Source organism: Micromonospora sp. NPDC051925 (assembly GCF_044548625.1).
Classification (GTDB): domain Bacteria; phylum Actinomycetota; class Actinomycetes; order Mycobacteriales; family Micromonosporaceae; genus Micromonospora.
The window spans coordinates 1-18,124 of the sequence record NZ_JBIUCH010000023.1; the positions used below are offsets into that span (position 1 = coordinate 1).

At 70.0% G+C, this 18,124-nt stretch carries 12 protein-coding genes; 4 read left to right on the top strand and 8 right to left on the bottom strand.

Annotation, left to right across the window (positions count from 1 at the left end; translation table 11 throughout):
- The first annotated feature begins 213 nt into the window (after positions 1 to 213).
- Complete coding sequence (locus ACIG87_RS26715) at positions 214 to 1,575, top strand: PHB depolymerase family esterase (RefSeq protein WP_396854175.1); 1,362 nt, start codon at positions 214 to 216, stop codon at positions 1,573 to 1,575.
- Between the two features lie 137 nt (positions 1,576 to 1,712).
- On the opposite strand, the gene ACIG87_RS26720 is transcribed toward ACIG87_RS26715, so the two are convergent.
- Positions 1,713 to 2,048, bottom strand: a complete 336-nt coding sequence (locus tag ACIG87_RS26720; RefSeq protein WP_396854176.1) for an L-rhamnose mutarotase — start codon at positions 2,046 to 2,048, stop codon at positions 1,713 to 1,715.
- 49 nt (positions 2,049 to 2,097) lie between these two features.
- Here ACIG87_RS26720 and ACIG87_RS26725 point away from each other — a divergent pair, with 49 nt between their 5' ends.
- Entirely contained in the window at positions 2,098 to 2,796 is a 699-nt protein-coding gene (locus tag ACIG87_RS26725) for a FadR/GntR family transcriptional regulator (protein ID WP_396854178.1), read from the top strand.
- Positions 2,797 to 2,820: 24 nt separating this feature from the next.
- On the opposite strand, the gene ACIG87_RS26730 is transcribed toward ACIG87_RS26725, so the two are convergent.
- The 4 genes from ACIG87_RS26730 to ACIG87_RS26745 all read right to left on the bottom strand — a co-directional run bounded on the left by ACIG87_RS26730 (position 2,821) and on the right by ACIG87_RS26745 (position 7,963).
- Complete coding sequence (locus ACIG87_RS26730) at positions 2,821 to 4,140, bottom strand: enolase C-terminal domain-like protein (RefSeq protein ID WP_396854180.1); 1,320 nt, start codon at positions 4,138 to 4,140, stop codon at positions 2,821 to 2,823.
- An 88-nt stretch (positions 4,141 to 4,228) separates the two neighbouring features.
- Positions 4,229 to 5,260 (bottom strand): ABC transporter permease, encoded by a 1,032-nt coding sequence (locus tag ACIG87_RS26735; RefSeq protein ID WP_396854182.1) that lies wholly within the window; start codon positions 5,258 to 5,260, stop codon positions 4,229 to 4,231.
- A complete protein-coding gene (locus ACIG87_RS26740; protein ID WP_396854184.1) occupies positions 5,253 to 6,794 on the bottom strand; it encodes a sugar ABC transporter ATP-binding protein in 1,542 nt (513 codons plus the stop codon). Before ACIG87_RS26740 ends, ACIG87_RS26735 begins: the two co-directional genes overlap by 8 nt.
- Entirely contained in the window at positions 6,791 to 7,963 is a 1,173-nt protein-coding gene (locus tag ACIG87_RS26745) for a sugar ABC transporter substrate-binding protein (RefSeq protein WP_396854186.1), read from the bottom strand. Before ACIG87_RS26745 ends, ACIG87_RS26740 begins: the two co-directional genes overlap by 4 nt.
- 599 nt (positions 7,964 to 8,562) lie before the next feature.
- Here ACIG87_RS26745 and ACIG87_RS26750 point away from each other — a divergent pair.
- Positions 8,563 to 10,974, top strand: a complete 2,412-nt coding sequence (locus ACIG87_RS26750) for a ricin-type beta-trefoil lectin domain protein (protein ID WP_396854188.1) — start codon at positions 8,563 to 8,565, stop codon at positions 10,972 to 10,974.
- 230 nt (positions 10,975 to 11,204) lie between these two features.
- Here ACIG87_RS26750 and ACIG87_RS26755 read toward each other — a convergent pair whose 3' ends face one another.
- The 3 genes from ACIG87_RS26755 to ACIG87_RS26765 all read right to left on the bottom strand — a co-directional run bounded on the left by ACIG87_RS26755 (position 11,205) and on the right by ACIG87_RS26765 (position 16,019).
- Positions 11,205 to 12,653 carry an arabinofuranosidase catalytic domain-containing protein gene (locus ACIG87_RS26755; RefSeq protein WP_396854189.1) on the bottom strand — a complete coding sequence of 483 codons (1,449 nt, stop codon included), beginning with the start codon at positions 12,651 to 12,653 and terminating at the stop codon, positions 11,205 to 11,207.
- A 473-nt stretch (positions 12,654 to 13,126) separates the two neighbouring features.
- On the bottom strand, positions 13,127 to 14,110 hold the full coding sequence (locus ACIG87_RS26760) for a LacI family DNA-binding transcriptional regulator (protein ID WP_396854191.1): 984 nt from the start codon (positions 14,108 to 14,110) through the stop codon (positions 13,127 to 13,129).
- 547 nt (positions 14,111 to 14,657) lie between these two features.
- Entirely contained in the window at positions 14,658 to 16,019 is a 1,362-nt protein-coding gene (locus ACIG87_RS26765; RefSeq protein ID WP_396854192.1) for a LacI family DNA-binding transcriptional regulator, read from the bottom strand.
- Between the two features lie 524 nt (positions 16,020 to 16,543).
- Here ACIG87_RS26765 and ACIG87_RS26770 point away from each other — a divergent pair.
- On the top strand, positions 16,544 to 18,067 hold the full coding sequence (locus tag ACIG87_RS26770; protein ID WP_396854324.1) for a glycoside hydrolase family 27 protein: 1,524 nt from the start codon (positions 16,544 to 16,546) through the stop codon (positions 18,065 to 18,067).
- Positions 18,068 to 18,124 lie beyond the last annotated feature (57 nt).

Here is an 18,124-nt window from a genome sequence, read left to right on the forward strand (position 1 = left end):
TCCAGGGCACTGGTAGTGCGTCGGGTGTGACCCCGACCTGCACCGCCAGCTGATCCTGCCGTCGGCCCGACCCGGTACCTCCGGGTCGGGCCGACGGTCCACGGCTATCCGACCGGCTCGACGCGCATCGGCCGGACCATCGTCTGCCAGGCCGGGCAGCCGGCCGGACTGCTGTGCGCCGCTGACCACCGACTCCCGACAGAGGAACCGTCGATGAGACCAAGAATCGCAATGCTCGCCGCCGCGCTGGCGACGGCCCTGGCGACGATGACGGCCGTGGTCACGGTCGCCACCCCGGCGTCGGCCGCGACGCTGACCCAGGTGACCAACTTCGGCACCAACCCGACCAACCTCCAGATGCACCTCTACGTGCCCGACCGGGTGGCTGCCCGGCCGGCCCTGCTGCTCGCCCTGCACTACTGCACCGGCAGCGGCCCGGCGGTGCACTCCACCTTCGGGCTCAGCACTCTCGCCGACCGCTACGGCTACATCGTGATCTACCCGTCGGTGACCCGGAGCAGCAAGTGCTGGGACGTCTCGTCCCCCCAGGCGCTGCGGCGGGACGGTGGCAGCGACCCGATCGGCCTCAAGTCGATGATCGACTACGTCCGGAACCGCTACCCGGTCGACCCCAACCGCATCGGCGTCGCGGGGTTCTCCTCCGGCGCCATGATGACCAACGTGATGGTCGGGCTCTACCCGGACCTGTTCAACGCCGGGGTCAGCTCCTCCGGCGTTCCGTTCGGCTGCTTCGCCACCACCAACGGCTCGGAGTGGAACAGCGACTGCTCCGGCGGCCGGATCGTCAAGACCCCGCAGCAGTGGGGCGACCTGGTGCGTAACGCCTACCCCGGGTACACCGGCAAGCGGCCCCGGTTCCAGATCTGGCACGGCACCACGGACACCACGCTGAGCTACGTCAACTTCGGCGAGCAGATCAAGCAGTGGACCAACGTGCTCGGCGTGTCCCAGACCCCCAGCTCCACCGACTATCCACAGACCAGCGCCACCCGTACCCGCTACGGGGGCACCGGCGGCACGCCGCCGGTGGAGGCGATCAGCTTCCAGGGCTACGGCCACTCCATCCCGTTCGACGCCGCTCAGGCCATCCGCTTCCTGGGCTTCGACGGCGCGAGTCCGACGACGCCGCCGAATCCGACGACGACCCCGCCGAATCCGACGACGCCGCCTCCGAGCCCGACGACGCCGCCTCCGAGCCCGACGACGCCGCCTCCGAGCCCGACGACGACTCCTCCGAATCCGACGACGACGCCGCCGGGTGGGGCTGGTTGTTCGGCTTCGGTGTCGTTGAATTCGTGGACCGGTGGTTTTGTGGCCACGGTGAAGGTGACTGCGGGTTCTTCGGGTACGCGTGGTTGGACGGTGAGTATGGCGTTGCCGGGTGGGGCGAGTGTGACGAACACGTGGTCGGCGACGGCCAGTGGTAGTTCTGGGACGGTGCGGTTCACGAATGTGGACTACAACGGTCAGCTCGGTGCGGGTCAGGTCACCGAGTTCGGTTTCCAGGGCACTGGTAGTGCGTCGGGTGTGACCCCGACCTGCACCGCCAGCTGATCGACTGAGCCACCTCGGCGTCGGGGCGGAGGGCCCGCACGGGTCCTCCGCCCCGACGTCCCGTGTCTGCGTCGGCTGCCGTCGGCACCGCACCCAGCCACCCGGCCCCCACCCGCGCTGCCGGGACGCGGGCCCGGTCAGCCGGTCTCCTCGGGCAGGTGCCACACCTCTCGCATCGGCGCCCACCAGTGCCCCGATCCGGGCTCGGCGAGCGACTCCTGGCACGGATCGGTCAGCTTCCACCACGCCTGCGTCTGCGGGTCGGCGGCGATCAGTCGCTGGTCGGCGTCGTGGTCGTCACCGACGTACTCGTAGTAGCCGAACAGCAGGTCGCCGTGGAGGAAGATGGTGTAGTTGCGGAAGTTCGCCACGCGCAGGGTCTGCTCCACGCCCGGCCACACCGCGGAGTGCAGCCGTAGGTAGGTTTCCCGGTGCTCGGGCCGGAGCCGGATGAGGCAGCCGTAACGTTGCATGGGGGTCCTTTCGGTGCGGGGTGGCTACGCGGGGGCTGGCGAAGGAGGCATGGTGGCGCTGACCGACGACGCGATCGCGCGGATTCGCAGCATGATCCAGAGCGGTGAGCTGCCACCGGGCGCGCGGCTGCCGCCGGAGCCGCAACTGGCCGCCCAGATGGGCCTGTCGCGCAGCGGGGTACGGGAGGCGGTGAAGGTGCTCGAATCCGCCCGGGTGCTCGACGTGCGACGTGGCGACGGCACGTACGTCACAAGCCTCGCCCCCCGCCTGCTGCTGGAAGGGCTCGGTGTCGCGGTGGAACTGCTGCGCGACGACACGCTGCTGGAGGTCATGGAGGTACGCCGCATGCTGGAGCCGGTGGCCACCGGGCTGGCGGCGCTGCGGATGACCGACGCGGACCTCGACGAACTCAGCCGGATACTGGAGCAGATGCGGGCGGCGGCCGACGACGCCGAGAAGCTCATCCGGTTCGACACCGCCTTCCACCACACCGTCATCGCGACCACCGGCAACGAGACCCTCACCTCACTGCTCAACGGGCTGTCCAGCCGTACCGTGCGGGCCCGGGTGTGGCGCGGGTTGATAGAGGGCAACGCGGCGCACAAGACGATCGACGAACATCACGCGATCTACCTCGCACTGCGCTCGCGGGACCAACTGCTCGCCCAGGCCAGCGCGCTGATGCACGTCAACACCTCGGAGGCCTGGTTGCGCCGGGTGCTCGCCGCCAAGGCGGCGGACGCCTGACGGCTGCCCCGGCGGCGGAGCAGGTCATCCCGCTGCCGTCCCGGCCGGGGCGGCAGCCCACTGCGGACCGTCCGGGAACCGGAAGGCGGCCAGCGAGGCCGGGTGGATCTCCGCGCTCATCCCCGGGGCGGTGGGCGTCAGGTACCGCCCGCCACCGACCCGGGCCGGGTCGACGAAGTGCTCGTGCAGGTGGTCGACGTACTCGATGGCCCGGTCGTCGGTGGTGCCGCTGAGCGCCACGAAATCGAACATCGCCAGGTGCTGCACCAGCTCGCACAACCCCACCCCGCCGGCGTGCGGGCAGACCGGCACCCCGAACTTCGCGGCGAGCAGCAGGATCGCCAGGTTCTCGTTGACCCCGGCGACCCGGCAGGCGTCGATCTGCACCACGTCGACGGCGTCGGCCTGGAGCAGTTGTTTGAACATCACCGCGTTGTGCACGTGCTCACCGGTAGCCACCCGGACCGGGTTGAGCGCCTTGCGGACGGCGGCGTGCCCGAGCACGTCGTCCGGCGACGTGGGTTCCTCGATCCAGTACGGGTCGAACTCGGCCAGCTCGCGCATCCACCGGATCGCCTCGGGCACGCCCCAGACCTGGTTGGCGTCGACCGCGAGGCGGACGGCCGGCCCGACGGCCTGGCGGGCGATCCGCATCCGGCGTACGTCGTCGGCCAGGTTCCCACCGACCTTGAGCTTGATCAGCCGGTATCCGTCCCGCACCGCCTCCGCGCAGAGCCGGGCCAGCTTCTCGTCGTCGTAGCCCAACCAGCCCGGTGTCGTGGTGTACGCCGGATAGCCCTCGGCCCGCAGCCGGCGCTCGCGTTCGGCCCGGCCTCCGTGCGCCCTTCTCAGCAGCGCGAGCGCCTCCTCCTCGGTGAGGGCGTCGCGCAGGTAGCGGAAGTCGACCTGCGCGACGAGCTGCTCCGGGGTGAGGTCGGCCAGCAGCTTCCACAGTGGCGTGCCCGCCCGTCGGGCGGCGAGGTCCCACACCGCGTTGACCAGGCCGCCGGCGGCCATGTGCACGACTCCCTTCTCCGGGCCCAGCCAGCGGATCTGGCTGTCGCCGACGAGTCTGCGCGCGAGGGCACCCGGGTCGGTGGTCAGCTCGTCGACCGGCTGGCCGACGACCATCGTGGCGAGCGACCGCACGGCGGCGACCTGGATCTCGGTGCCGCGTCCCACGGTGAAGACCAGACCGTGCCCCTCGGCACCCGCCGAGGTCCGCAGGACGACATAGGCGGCGGAGTAGTCGGGGAACGGGTTCATCGCGTCCGACCCGTCACGGTGCACGGAGGTGGGGAAGCGTACGTCGATCGTCTCCACCGACGAGATGCGCTCAGTCACGGGAACTCCTGGGAATGGGGACGTGGGCGGTCTGCCGCCCCGCCTCGGGGGCCTGTCACGCCTGGCCCGGCCGGGGGACCGGGCAGGTTCAGGTCTGTGCCTTGCCTCCGGTGATCCGGGAGACCACCAGGGCGACCAGGATGACGGCGCCGTTGAGGAAGTTCGTCCACTGCGCGGGCACCCCGGCCAGGGTCAACACGTTGATGATCAGAAACAGCAGCAGTACGCCGGTGAAGGCGCCGAAGACGCTGCCCCTGCCGCCGTTGAGGCTGACCCCGCCGATCACCGCCGCCGCGAAGACCTGGAAGATCGCGCCGTTGCCCTGGGCCGACGGCACCGCCGCGAGCCGGCCGCTGATCAGCAGGCCGGCGAGGGCGGCGAGGACACTGGCCACGATGAGCGCGAGCCACAGCATCCGGTCGGTGCGGATGCCGGCCGCGCGGGCCGCGTCGACGTTGCCCCCGATCGCGTACAGGGCCCGGCCCGGCCGGGTGTGGCCGAGCACCACGATGCCCGCGGCGAAAAGGGACAGGGCCACCCAGATCGACGCCGGAACCCCCAGCCAGGTGGCCGAGCCCAGGTAGGTCATCGACGATGGCAGGGCGAAGAAGGTCTTGCCGCCCGAGATGCCGGTCAGCAGGCCGCGCAGCACGATGAGCATGCCCAGGGTGACGACGAACCCGTTGAGCCCGAACCGGACGATCAGCAGCCCGTTGAAGGCACCGACGAGGGCGCCGACGAGCAGGACGACCGGGACCGCCCAGGCCGCCGGCAACACCTGCAGGCCCAGGCCGTGGGTGATCGCGGGGTCGACGATCAGCCAGGCCGCGATGCCCGGGGCGAGCCCGAAGGTGGACTCCAGCGACAGGTCCATCTTGCCGGTGATCAGCACGATGGTCTGGGCCAGCACCAGGATGGCGATCTCCGACATGCCCTGCAGCACGTTGATGATGTTGTCGGAACTCAGGAAGACCGGGTTGACGATCGACCCGACGATCGCCACCGCCACGATCGCCGGCACCAGGGCCAGATCCCGCAGCCGGGCGACGGCCAGCGTCCTCGGTGACGGCGGCGACGGCGGTACGGGCGTCGACGTGGTGGCGGACAGCGTCTCAGACATGGTGGAGGTCCACCCCTTCCATGGCGGCTACCAGATCGTTGTCGCTCCAGCCGTGCCTCATCTCGCGGACGATCCGGCCCTGGAACATCACCAGTACGCGGTCACAGATCCGCAGGTCGTCGAGCTCGTCGGAGACGACGAGCACGGTGGTGCCCCGGCGGCGCACGTCCTCGACGACCCCGAGGAGGGTCTGCTTGGACCGCACGTCGACACCGGCGGTCGGGGTGATGAGGACCAGCAGCTTCGGATCGCTGGCCAACGCCCGACCCATGACGACCTTCTGCTGGTTGCCGCCGGACAGGTCCGAGACCGGTGTCTGCGGTCCGGCCGCCTTGATCGCCAGCCCGGTGATGGTGTCCCGGGCCAGGGCGTCCCGTCGGGCCGAGGAGATGACGCCGTACCGCCCGATGCGACCCGGCACGGTCATCGCGACGTTCTCCGCGATCGACAGCGACGGCACCAGCCCCTCCCGGTGCCGGTCCTGCGGCACCAGGCCGACGCCGGCGTCCAGCGCGTCGGGCACGCTGCCCGGACGCAGCGTCCGACCGTCGAGGGTCACCGTCCCGCCCGCCGGGCGGGCCAGGCCGACGATCGCCTCGGCCACCTCGACCTTTCCGCTGCCGCCACCGCCGGCGATGCCGACCACCTCACCGGCCCGTGCCCGGACCGAGAACTCCGCGCCGGAGCGGGTCACCAGATCCCGCACCGACAGGGTCACCGGCACGTCGGCCCCGATCGTCCGGTGTGCCGGCTCGGGCAGGCTCACGTCCTCACCTGTCATCGCCGCCACCAGCGCCGGGCGGCTCAGCCGCGCCACCGGGGCGGTGACGATGTGCCGGGCGTCGCGGAACACCGTCACCTGGTCGCAGATCTCGTAGATCTCCTGCAGGTGGTGGCTGATGAACAGGAAGGTCACCCCCTGCGCACGCAGGTCCCGGAGCCGGTCGAAGAGTCGGTTGATGCCCGCGCCGTCGAGCTGGGCGGTCGGTTCGTCGAGGATGATGAACCGGGCGCCGAAGGAGAGCGCACGGGCGATCTCCACGAACTGCCGCTGTTCGACCGAGAGGGTCGCGGCGGGCCGGCGCACGTCGACGTCGACCGACCATTCGGCGAGCAGCCGTTCGGCGTCACGGCGCAGCGCCGACCAACGGATCAGCCGCCCGGGGCCCCGAGCGTGCCGGTTGAGGAACAGGTTCTCCGCCACCGTCAGGGTGGGGATGATGGTGGACTTCTGGTAGACGCATGCCACCCGTCGCCGCCAGGCGTCACGGTCGCCGAGCGCCGGGGCCGGTCGACCGTCGAAGGTCACCCGGCCCTCGTCGGCCGGCTGGAGGCCGGTGAGGACGCCGACCAGGGTCGACTTCCCCGCGCCGTTGCGCCCGACCAGGGCGTGGGCCTCACCCCGCCGGACCACGATGCCGGCGCGGTCCAACGCCACCGTGGACCCGAACCGCTTGGTGATGTTCACCGCCTCGACGGCCGGGTGGTCGTCGTCGACCGGCCCGCCGTGGGCTGCCGGGGCGCCGGCACTCATCCGGCGTTGCCCCACAGGGACGGGTCGTCGTACTTCACCATGGGCTGCCCGGCGATGGCGGCCCCGTCGGCGGTCACCAGCGGTGCCGCGAGCTGGTCTTCGAGTACGCCGTCGCGTACCTGGACGATGGTGCTGCCGTGGTCGGTGGGGCCAGGCGGGAAGGTCCTGCCGTCGATCGCCGCCTTGACGTAGTACAACCCGTACTTGGCGTACAGGTCGGCCGGCTGGCTGACGGTGGCGTCGACCAGGCCGTCCCGGATGTTCTTGAGTTCCTCGGGGATGCCGTCGTTGGAGACGATGAAGACGTGCTTCGGGTCGCTCGGCGGCACCTGCAGGCGCTTCTGCTTGAGGATCTGCAGGGTGCCCGACAGGGCGAACGACGACTGCATGTAGATGCCCCTGACGTCCGGGTCCGAGGCGAGCCGGGTCTGGAGCTTCGCCGCCGCCACGTCCGCCTTCCAGTCGGTGGCCTCACCGAAGACGGTGATCCCGGGGTACTGGACACGCATGCACTCGGTGAAGGCCTCGGTGCGGTCCCGACCGTTGATCGAGTCCAGGCCGCCCTGGAGCATGACGACCTTGCCCTGGCCGGCCAACTTGCTGCCCAGGAACTGGCACGCCTTGGTGCCGTACGCGCGGTTGTCGGCCCGGACCACCATGAACACCCTGCCGGCGTCCGGCCGGGTGTCGATGGTGACCACCGGGATGTTCTTGGCGTCCAACTGTTGCAGGATCGGCGCGATGGCGGCGGTGTCCTGCGGTGCCATCACCACTCCCTTGACCCCCTGGCTGATGAAGGTCTGGGTGTTCGAGATGAGGTTCGCGACGTCGTTCTGCGAGTTGGTCGTCTTGAGATCGACCCCCAGTTCCCGGCCGGCCTTCGGCACCTCCTTGATGTACGAGTTCCAGAAGTCGGTGTCCGACCGGGGGTAGTCGACCCCGACGAGCGGCGTCGAACCGCCCGAGCCGGTCCCGCCGGTGGTGTCCTCGCCGCAGCCCGTCGTGACGGTGGCCGTCACGCCGAGCAGCACTGTCAGCCCGACGCTCAGCAGAGTTCTGCGATCCGTTGTCGACCGTCCATCGGTCGTCTGCTGGGCGGGGGTGCGGATGAGTCCGCCGACGTTGAGGCCGGCCAGCGGCGAACGGCGGGTGAACGGGTGACGGGACATGGGAATCCTTCCACGCGGGAGTGGCGATGGTGGTGGCCGCGCGCTCAGACATCAGACGTTAGGGGCTTCGATTGGCCGACGTCAACGTCTATCTGCTCGGGTGATCCCATTTCGATGCGAGTGGTGAGCCGGCTTCCGCTCCTGTTTCAGACACGCACATCAGATGTCTCGGGTGGGCGCGGGCGTCGGCTGGGTGGCGTCGCCGCGGCGTCGGTCTCGAGCGTCGACTTCTGGGTTCCGATGCGGTGTCGTCGCTGTTGTGAGAACGTTAACATTGACAGCCATGATGGTGCTAGTCGTTCCAGGTGGGCGGCGGTGGTGCGCGGGAGGTCGTCGGTCCATGCATTGGTGTCACGTATGATGACTTTTCATCGACGTCTGTCGATTGCGAAGGCTGATCGCGCTTTCGTCCGGCGTCCGCGACGGGACCAGCCGGATCGTCGACCCTGGCGGCGGGCACCGCCACGGGTGGTTCACCGGGCCGTACCGGTCACCGATCCCGCCGTGATCAGCACCGCACCCCCCACCACCAACAGTGGACCGTCCCAGCGGTGTGACGAGAGTCCACGGTGCCGAGTCGTTCCGAAGGAGAACCACTCATGTTAGGAATCAACAGGTTCCTCCGCCGTCCCAAAGCCCTGGCGTTCCTGGTCGCCGGCAGCATGCTGGCGGCCAGCGGCCTGGTCGGCGGGTTCGCCGAGCCCGCCCAGGCCGCCACCTCCATCACGATCAACGGATCGTCCGGTGGCCGTACGTTCGACGGTGTCGGCGCGGTCAGCGGCGGCGGCGGCAACAGCCGACTGCTGATCGACTACCCCGAACCCCAGCGTGGCCAGATCCTCGACTACCTGTTCAAGCCCAACTACGGCGCCTCGCTCCAGATCCTCAAGGTGGAGATCGGCGGCGACACCAACTCCACCAGCGGCTCCGAGCCGAGCCACTCCCACTTCCGCGGCGACCTCGACTGCAACCGTGGCTACGAGTGGTGGATCATGGAGCAGGCGAAGCTCCGCAATCCGAACATCAAGCTCGTCGGGCTGGCCTGGGGCGCACCGGGCTGGATCGGCAACGGCACCTTCATGTCCCAGGACTCGATCGACTACCACCTGTCGTGGCTGGGCTGCGCCAAGCAGCACAACCTGACCCTGGACTACCTCACCGCCGCGCAGAACGAGCGGTTGTACGACGCCAACTGGACCATCAACCTCCGTACCGCGCTCAACAACAACGGCTACGGCGGCGTGAAGCTCATCTTCGGCGACGACTACCCGGGCAGTTGGAACCCGGCCAACGTGGCCGTCAACAACGCGGCCCTGCGCAACGCGATCGACGTGATCGGCGGCCACTACCCGTGCGGCTACCTGGCCGCGCAGACCACCTGCACGGTGTCGGCCAACGCCACCAACACCGGTGAGACGCTGTGGAACAGCGAGGGCGGCTCACAGGACTACAACGACGGCGCCAAGCCGTTGGCGCGCGGCATCAACCGGGGCTACATCGACGGGAAGATGACCGCGTACATCAACTGGAACCTGATCGGTGCGACCACCACGAACATCCCCTGGGCAACCGTCGGGCTGATGCTGGCCAACCAGCCCTGGTCCGGCTGGTACGCCGTCGGCAAGAACGCCTGGACCCTCGCCCACACCAGCCAGTTCACCTCGCCGGGCTGGAAGTACCTGGACTCCTCCAGCGGCTACCTCGGCGGCAACCGCAACAACGGCAGCTACGTGTCGTTGAAGTCGACAAACAACTCCGACTACACCACGGTCATCGAGACCATGGACGCGACCGCCGCGCAGACGTTGAACCTCAACGTCACCGGTGGGCTCTCCACCGGGGCCGTGCACGTCTGGCAGACCAACCTGAACTCCAACAACACCGCCGACCACTTCGCCCGTGCGGCCGACATCACCCCGTCGGGCGGCGCCTACTCGCTGACCGTGCAGCCCGGCTACCTGTACACGATCACCACCACCAGCGGTGGTGGCAAGGGCACCGCGACCAGCCCCGCGCAGGGTCAGCTGAGCCTGCCCTACAGCGACAACTTCGACAGCTACCCCGCCGGCAAGCTGGCGAAGTACCTCCAGGACAACCAGGGCGCGTTCGAGACCGCCACCTGCGGCGCCGGTCGGGCCGGCATGTGCCTGCGCCAGTCCTCCCCGATGGCGCCGATCACCTGGAAGACCCTGGCCGACCCCAGCACCTACGGCGGCAACCTGAACTGGAACAACTACACCGTCTCGGCCGACGTGCTGCTGGAGAAGTCGGGCTACGTCCAGTTGGAGGGCCGGGTCGGCAACCAGACCCTGGACCCGGTCAGCGCCCAGAATGCCTACTTCCTGCGGGTCACCGACGGCGGCAGCTGGTCCATCCTGCGCAACAACACCAGCAACCAGCTCACCACCCTGCGTAGCGGCACGGTCGCCGCGCTGGGCACCAACCGCTGGCACAGCCTGGCCCTCGGCTTCTCGGGCAGCACCATCACCGCCACCGTCGACGGGGCCACCGTGGGCACGGCCACCGACTCCTCGTTCGGTGCGGGGCTCGTCGGGTTCGGCACCAGCCAGGGCCAGACCGCCCAGTTCGACAACCTCAGCGTCGTCCCGGGCGTGGGCGGCGGCACGTCGTCGGTGCTGCGTAACGTCAACGCCGGTCGCTGCCTCGACGTCCCGTCGCAGTCGCAGACCAACGGCACCCAGCTGGCGTTGTGGGACTGCAACAGCGGTCAGAACCAGCAGTGGACGACGACGTCGGGCAAGCAGCTCCAGGTGTACGGCACGAAGTGCCTGGACGCCGAGAAAGCAGGGACCACCTCGGGCACCCGGGTGATCATCTGGGACTGCAACGGCGGCACCAACCAGCAGTGGAACGTCAACACCGACGGCACGATCACCGGTGTGCAGTCCGGGTTGTGCCTCTCGCCCAACGCCTCCGGCACCGCCAACGGCACACTGATGGTCCTCTCGACCTGCAACAACAGCAACAGCCAGAAGTGGACCCGGAGCTGATCGGGCACCGGTGACCCGGCACGCCCCCGGCGCACTGCGCCGGGGGCGTCGCCCTGTCCGCTGCCGCGGGGCGGCGGACGTCCACTCGGAACCGCGCGGACGTCGGCCACCCGGTGTCGGCACGCGGGTGCGCCCGGCGGGGCGGGCCCCGCCGGGCGGGAGATGGTCCGGCCGCCACCCCCGTCGTGGGACGGGGATGACGGCCGGATGGTTCGTCGGCGGCCGGTGGGTCAGCGGTAGCCGGCGGCGGTGATGTTCGCCTGCACCGCGTTCTCGGTCGCGTCGGACGGGTAGCCGGCGACCATCGCGCCCTCGTAGAAGGTGCCGACGCTCTGGTTGGAGTTGTCGATGCAGCAGTCCCCGCCGCTGCCCAGGATGATGGCGCCCTGCTTCTTCATTGGGTTGTACCCGGAGGGTAGTGAGCCGTCCCAGAGGGTGTAGAGGCTGCCGGACTGGGCGTTGCTGCCCTTGATGGCGAACCGGGTGGTGCCGTTGTTCTTCAGGGTGGCGGTGACGAACTTGCTGGTGAAGGCCCGCTGGTTGGGGTTCCAGGAGCTGCTGCCACCGGGGAACAGGCCCCATTCCAGGTCGGCCTGCACCCAGGGCCCGGAGCCGGAGCAGCCACCGAACCAGCAACTGGTGCCGAAGTAGATCGCGTCCATCGTGCCCCGGCCGTCGGCCCGGCGGGTCGTCTCGCTGTTGCCGTAGTCGAAGCAGCAGCCGCTGTTGACGTGGGTGCCGCTGGTGACCATGTACATGCCCTCGGGCGCGGCCCCGGTCGGGACGCCGGTCAGGTGACCGTCACGCCAGTAACTGCTGTTGCCGGGAATGTAGAGCGAGTAGACCTTGTCGCCGCCGACCGTCACCGACTCCCTGGTCGCGACCGCCGGTTGGACGGCGCCACCGATGCCGCCGGCACCCTGGTAGCCGAGGTTGTTGCCGCGCCCGGACTGGTCGTAGATGATCGTGATGACGCAGGTGGTGTTCGCGCAGAAGCTGTCCTGGGTGGCGGCGTTGGCCCGCCCACCGGGGGACAGCACCCCGATGTTCCTGGTGGTGTTGTCCGAGGAACGGCGTACCTGGTAGAGCGAGCCGTTGTAGGCGGCGTAGAGGGCCCGGGTGGTGCTGTGCGCCGCGACGCAGGGGGTGCCGCCGGCGGTGTAGATGTCGCACGGCTGGCTCGTGCTGGGCGGCGGTGTGGTCGGGGGTGGGGTGGTCGGTGACGGTGGTCCGGTCGTCGGCGGGTTGGTCGGGTTCACCCCGCCGGTGCAGGTGGTGCCATTGAGGCTGAACGAGGTGGGCGCGGGGTTGCTGCCGTTCCAGGTGCCGTTGAAACCGAAGCTGGTGGTGCCGTTGGTGGGGATGCTGGCGTTGTAGGAGACGTTGGTGACGGTGGTCTGGGCGCCGGTCTGGGTGTAGCTGCCGTTCCACAGCTGGGTGATGGTCTGTCCCGCAGTGAAGCTCCAGGTCAGACGCCAACCGTCGACCGCGTCGCCCAGGTTGGTGATGGTGACGTTGGCACCGAAGCCGCCCTGCCACGACGAGCTGACGGAGTAGGTGACCTGGCATCCGGCGGCAGCCGCCGAGGCTTCGGTCTGGGCGGCTGCGGCGCTGACGAGCAGGAGGGCGGCGGCGGTGATCAGCGCTGGCCGCCGATGGGGGAGTCGGGTTTGTCGCACGGGATCTCCTGGGGTGGGGTTGATGGTGGGAGGCGACGCGGGCCGGTCCGGGTTCCCGCTGCTCGGGCCTGGACTCCGAGCAGCGGGAAGCGCAGTCCGGCCCGGCCTCTGTCCACCGCCGGTCGTCGTCGGGCCGACCCGGGTCAGCCCGCCGTGGTGCGACTCTTGGGGTGCGCGGGTACTCGCCCATGACCCGGCGCTCGACCGGTCGGACCGCGAGCGGGGCGGCTCCCGCCTGCCCGCACGGCCCTAACCGGAGCGTTCCCGCTCCGGTTCTCCGCCCCACCCGCCCGTCCCGCCGGACCCGGCGTCAGCCGGGTAGCCCTGATCGGCGGATGGTGGGGCATCGGGATGACCTGGATCGCCCCAGGAATCGACGATCCTGGCAACGTTAACGTTAACAGCGACGACTGTCCATAGATGATGACAAGTGGGTGGGTGGTCGGTGGTGGCGGTGGCGTCCAAACCGGTCGTCACGGGGGTGGAGCGACGCTGTCCCGCCTGATCAGGGTGGGGGAGACGGTCTGCCGCAACGTGTGGTCGACGCCGGCCTCGATCTGCGTCAGGAGCAGGGCGAGGCTGGCCTCCGCCACGGTGTCGAAGTCCGGCCGGACGGTGGTCAACGGCGGGATGAAGTACGCGGCATCCGGGACGTCGTCGAAACCGACCACGCTTACCTCGTCCGGCACCCGCCGGCCGTACTCGTGCAGCGCGTGCAGCACGCCCAGGGCGAGATCGTCGTTGGCCGTGAAGACCGCCGTCACTCCCGGCGTCCGGGCCAGCATCTGACCGCAGCGGTACCCCGACGCGGCGGACCAGTCCGCCTGGAGCACCGGAGGAACCTCCGCGCCCGCCGCCTGCAACGTCTCCCGCCAGCCGGCGATCCGTCCCGCGCTGTCGAACCAGTCGATCGGGCCCGACACGTGCCAGACCGTCTGGTGGCCCGCGTCGAGGAGGTGCCGGGTGGCCAGTCGTCCACCCTCCACCTGGTCGATGGTGACCAGCGGCACCGGTCGGCGGGGGTCGCCGTCGACGGTGACGAGCGGGATGTCGGTGGGCAGGCACTCCAGCGCCTCGCCGGCCGACTCCACCGGCGCGATCACCACGATCCCGGCCACCCGGTGGGCCAGGTGCCGCTCGACGACTGCGGTGATGGAGGTGCGGTCCAGGTTGCGGACGCTGCCCACGCTGACGGCGAAACCCGCCTCGGCCGCGGCGAGTTCGAAGGCGGAGAGCAGCGACGCCGGGCCGTAGAGGGTGGTGTTGAGGGCGACCACACCGAGGACCTGTGAACGTCCGGTGACCAGCGTGCGCGCCGCGCGGTTCGGACGGTAGCCGAGTTCGGTGATCGCGGCCTGGACCCGTAACCGGGTCTGTTCGCGCACGTGGGGATGCCCGTTGAGGACACGCGAGACGGTCTGGTGGGAAACTCCGGCGAGGCGGGCGACGTCTCTCATCGCAGGAGCACGCACAGTCATCCCACACCTCTCCGTCCGCCCCGCAGCCCGTTGACGCGGAGCGGCCTGGCCCGCCGTCCGAGCCCGGACGTCAAGGCATGGGCGCACACGCCGTGGACAACGCTGGATCAGCGAGAGTCTACGCGGCGTGTGGCTGCGGGTGGGTCGACGGCGCGACCGAGAGTCGTCTGCGTACCGTGATGTTCGTCATCATGGATCGTAGGCGGCGCACGGACCGTCCGTGATGATTGGCCTCTTTTCCTCCCTCGGTCGTCGATGGACCCGGGCACGGTGTCCCCGTCGGCGCGGCCTGGCCGACCGGAGCGGTCGATTCGCCACGTCGGCCGGGCGTCGGTGCGCGTCGGGGCGGTGTGCCGTCGGCCGATCCGGAACCAGCGTCGTGGGACGCGCCGTATCGATCGGATCGGATGCTACTGGAAACGGTTCGGCAACGACAAGGACAGGTTTCCATGCTCTGCCCCGGTGCCCCGGTGCCCCGGTGCCCCGGTGCCCCGGTGCCCCGGGCCGGCCGCCGCCCCGGATCCGGTCAGCGATCCGGCGCGGCGGCGGCGGTGCTGTCCCGCACCACAAGCGTGGTCGTCAGCTCCACCCGGGTCTGGGCGAGGCTCTGGTTGGCCGCCAGGGTCAACACCATCCGCGTCGCGGCGGCCCCCATCTCGGTTAGCGGTTGTTTGACCGAGGTCATCGGCGGACCGCACAACCTGGTGTGTGGAATGTCGTCGAAGCCCACCACGCTGAGGTCCTGGGGAATCCGCCGGCCGGCGAGTCGGGCCGCCTCGTAGACCCCCAGGGCCTGCAGGTCGTTGCCGCACAGTATCGCCGTCGGCACCGGGTTCAGCCGCAGCAGTTCCTGGCCGAAGTTGAGGCCGTCCTCGAAGGAGAACCAGTGGCCGACACGCAGCCATCGCGGGGCCAGTCCGACTCCGTCCGCCTCCAGCGCCGCCCGGACGCCGTCGAGTCGAGCCTTGGCGCACAGTCGGTCGGTCGGGCCGGAGATCACTCCGATCCGTCGATGGCCGAGGTCGAGCAGGTGCCGGGCCGCCTCGAATCCGCCGGTCCAGTTGGTCGCCGTCACCGACGGGACGGCGTGCAACGGCGGCTCTCCCGTGGGGTCGAGGACCACCAGCGGGATCGCGCTCGCGCCCAGCAGGGCGTGTTGTTCGGAGGTGAATCCGAGGTGCACCGCGATCACCCCGGTCGGGCGTCGGGCCAGCAGGTCACGAGCCCAGAACCGTCCCTCCGAGATCTGCCGGCGGGCGTCGGTGAAGCCGACGGCGAGCCGATGTGCCCCGGCGACCTGCTGCACTCCCTGCATGATCATCACCGCCAGGTTGCTCTGCATGCCGTAGAAGACCACCTCCACGGTGGCGCTCGGCGTGCCCAGCTCCGGCCGGCGGTAGCCGTGCTTGCGCAGCAGGGCCTCCACCCGGGACCGGGTCTCCGCCGCGACTCCCGAGCGGCCGTTGAGGACCTTCGACACCGTGGGGGCCGACACGTCCGCCAGCAGGGCGATCGTGGCCAGGGTGGGCTCGCCCCGCCGTCGGCCCCGCCGTCGTGCCCCTGCGGACCCGCCGAGCGGCGTACTGACCGCGGTGGCCGCGGCGGTCACCGGGACGACGGCCGCCGGAGCGTCGGCGCCGTCCGTCGGCCCGCCGGCCGGCGTGGACAGTCGGGGGTCGTGCTGTCGCCGTACCGTGTCGAGCAGCAGGCTGCGGACCGCCTCGGCGTCCCGGGCCGCGGACGGACCGGCGGGTACCGTCTCGGTGAGGTAGCGCCGACGCCGCGACACGGGGTCGATGCCGGCGTACACCCGCACCCGTAGGGAGCCGCTGGGCAGTTCCTCGATCTCGCCACGCGCCCGCCGGCCGGGCCTGGAGCCAGTTGACATGGAGCTACCGTATTCGATGCGGGACCGTGCAGATAGCTCCAGGAAGGCTCCATGCCCCTGCTCCCAGGGGGCATTTCCCGCCGAAGGACGGGTATCTCGCCGGCTTGGCTCCACGGGCAGCCGTCCGCCAGGGGCGGGTGGGTACGCGGCTCGATGTGCGGTCGGGGTCCGTGCGGGTCGCCACCGGTCGGCGGTGTCACCCCTGCATTGGGGGGGCGACCGGAGGCCGGAACGGCGGCCGTGCGACGACGCAAGACATGGAAGCAGTTGAATATGCCGAAATGCTTCCGTAACATGAGGGGCCGTGTTAGCGCTAACAGCATGCGTCGGCCCCGGGTCTTCCGCTCGTCCGGCCGGCGTCTGCCCGAGGGCGTCACTGATGGGAGACTTTTGTGAAGCGTTTCGTTCGAGCCCGCGGTTGGGGGCGGGCCGTGCTGGCCGGGTTGCTCCTGGCCGGCGTCCTGGTGGGCGTCCGCGCCCCGGTGGCGCAGGCACTGGAGAACGGGGTGGCCCGGACGCCGCCGATGGGGTGGAACAGTTGGAACTCCTTCGGCTGCAACATCAACGAGACGTTGATCCGCCAGACGGCCGACTCGCTCGTCAGCAGCGGAATGCGGGACCTGGGCTACCAGTACGTCGTGGTCGACGACTGCTGGTTCAACCCCAACCGGGACTCGGCCGGCAACATCCAGGGTGACCCGACCCGGTTCCCCAGCGGGATGAAGGCGCTCGGCGACTACCTGCACGCCCGGGGGCTGAAGTTCGGCATCTACCAGGTGCCGGTCGACAAGACCTGCGCCCAGTACTTCGGCTCCTACCCGGGCGCGACCGGCAGCCAGGGCCATGAGGTGCAGGACGCCCGGCAGTTCGCCGCCTGGGGCGTCGACTACCTCAAGTACGACTGGTGCTCGCCGAACGGTTCCATCGACCAGCAGGTGACCACGTTCGCCAAGATGCGCGACGCCCTGGCCGCGACCGGCCGGCCGATCGTCTACAGCATCAACCCCAACAGCATCCACGCCAAGACCGGCCCGCAGCGCAACTGGGGCGACGTGGCGAACATGTGGCGCACCACCGAGGACATCACCAACACCTGGAACAGCGGCCAGACCAACGGCTACCCGATGGGCATCCAGAACATCATCGACGTCAACGTGCCGCTGGCCCCGTACGCGAAGCCCGGTGCCTTCACCGACCCCGACATGATGGAGGTGGGCCGGGGCGGGATGACCGACACGGAGATGCGCAGCCACTTCGCGATGTGGGCGATCATGGCCTCGCCGCTGATCGCCGGCAACGACGTCCGGTCGATGGACTCCGCCACCCAGACCATCCTCAAGAACGCCAACCTGATCGCCATCAACCAGGACTCCCTGGCGTTGCAGGGCAGCCAGGTCTCGTTCGACGGCACCCGCCGGGTGCTGGCCAAGCGGCTGGCCAACGGGGACGTGGCGGTCGCCCTGTTCAACCAGGGCGGATCGACGACGACGATCTCCACCACCGCAGCGGCCATCGGCAAGTCCGGCTCCTCCTTCACCCTGGTGGACGCCTGGACCAACGCCAGCACCACCAGCACCGGCACCATCTCGGCCAGCGTGCCGTCGCACGGCACCGTGGTGTTCCGGGTCAGCGGCGGTGGGACCGCCCCGCCGACGACGCCGCCGCCGTCCACGACGAACGCGCTGTCCAGCGTCGCCTCCGGCCGCTGCCTGGACGTCCCGCAGAGCAACACCGCCAACGGCACCCAGCCGGTGATCTGGGACTGCAACGGGGCCGCCAACCAGCGGTGGACGGCCAACGGCCAGACCCTCCAGTCCCTCGGCAAGTGCCTGGACGCCCCGCCCAACGCCACCGCCGGCACCAAGGTGCAGCTCTGGGACTGCAACGGTGGGACCAACCAGCAGTGGACGTTCAACGCCAACGGGACGATCAGCGGCGTGCAGTCCGGGCTCTGCCTCGACGTGAACAACAACGGCACCGCCAACGGCACCACCGTGCTCCTGTGGTCGTGCACCGGGGCGACCAACCAGCGCTGGAACCGGGTCTAGCCGGCCGGGTGTCGCCGCTCGTCCGACGCCCCACCGGGCGTCGGACGAGCGGGACGA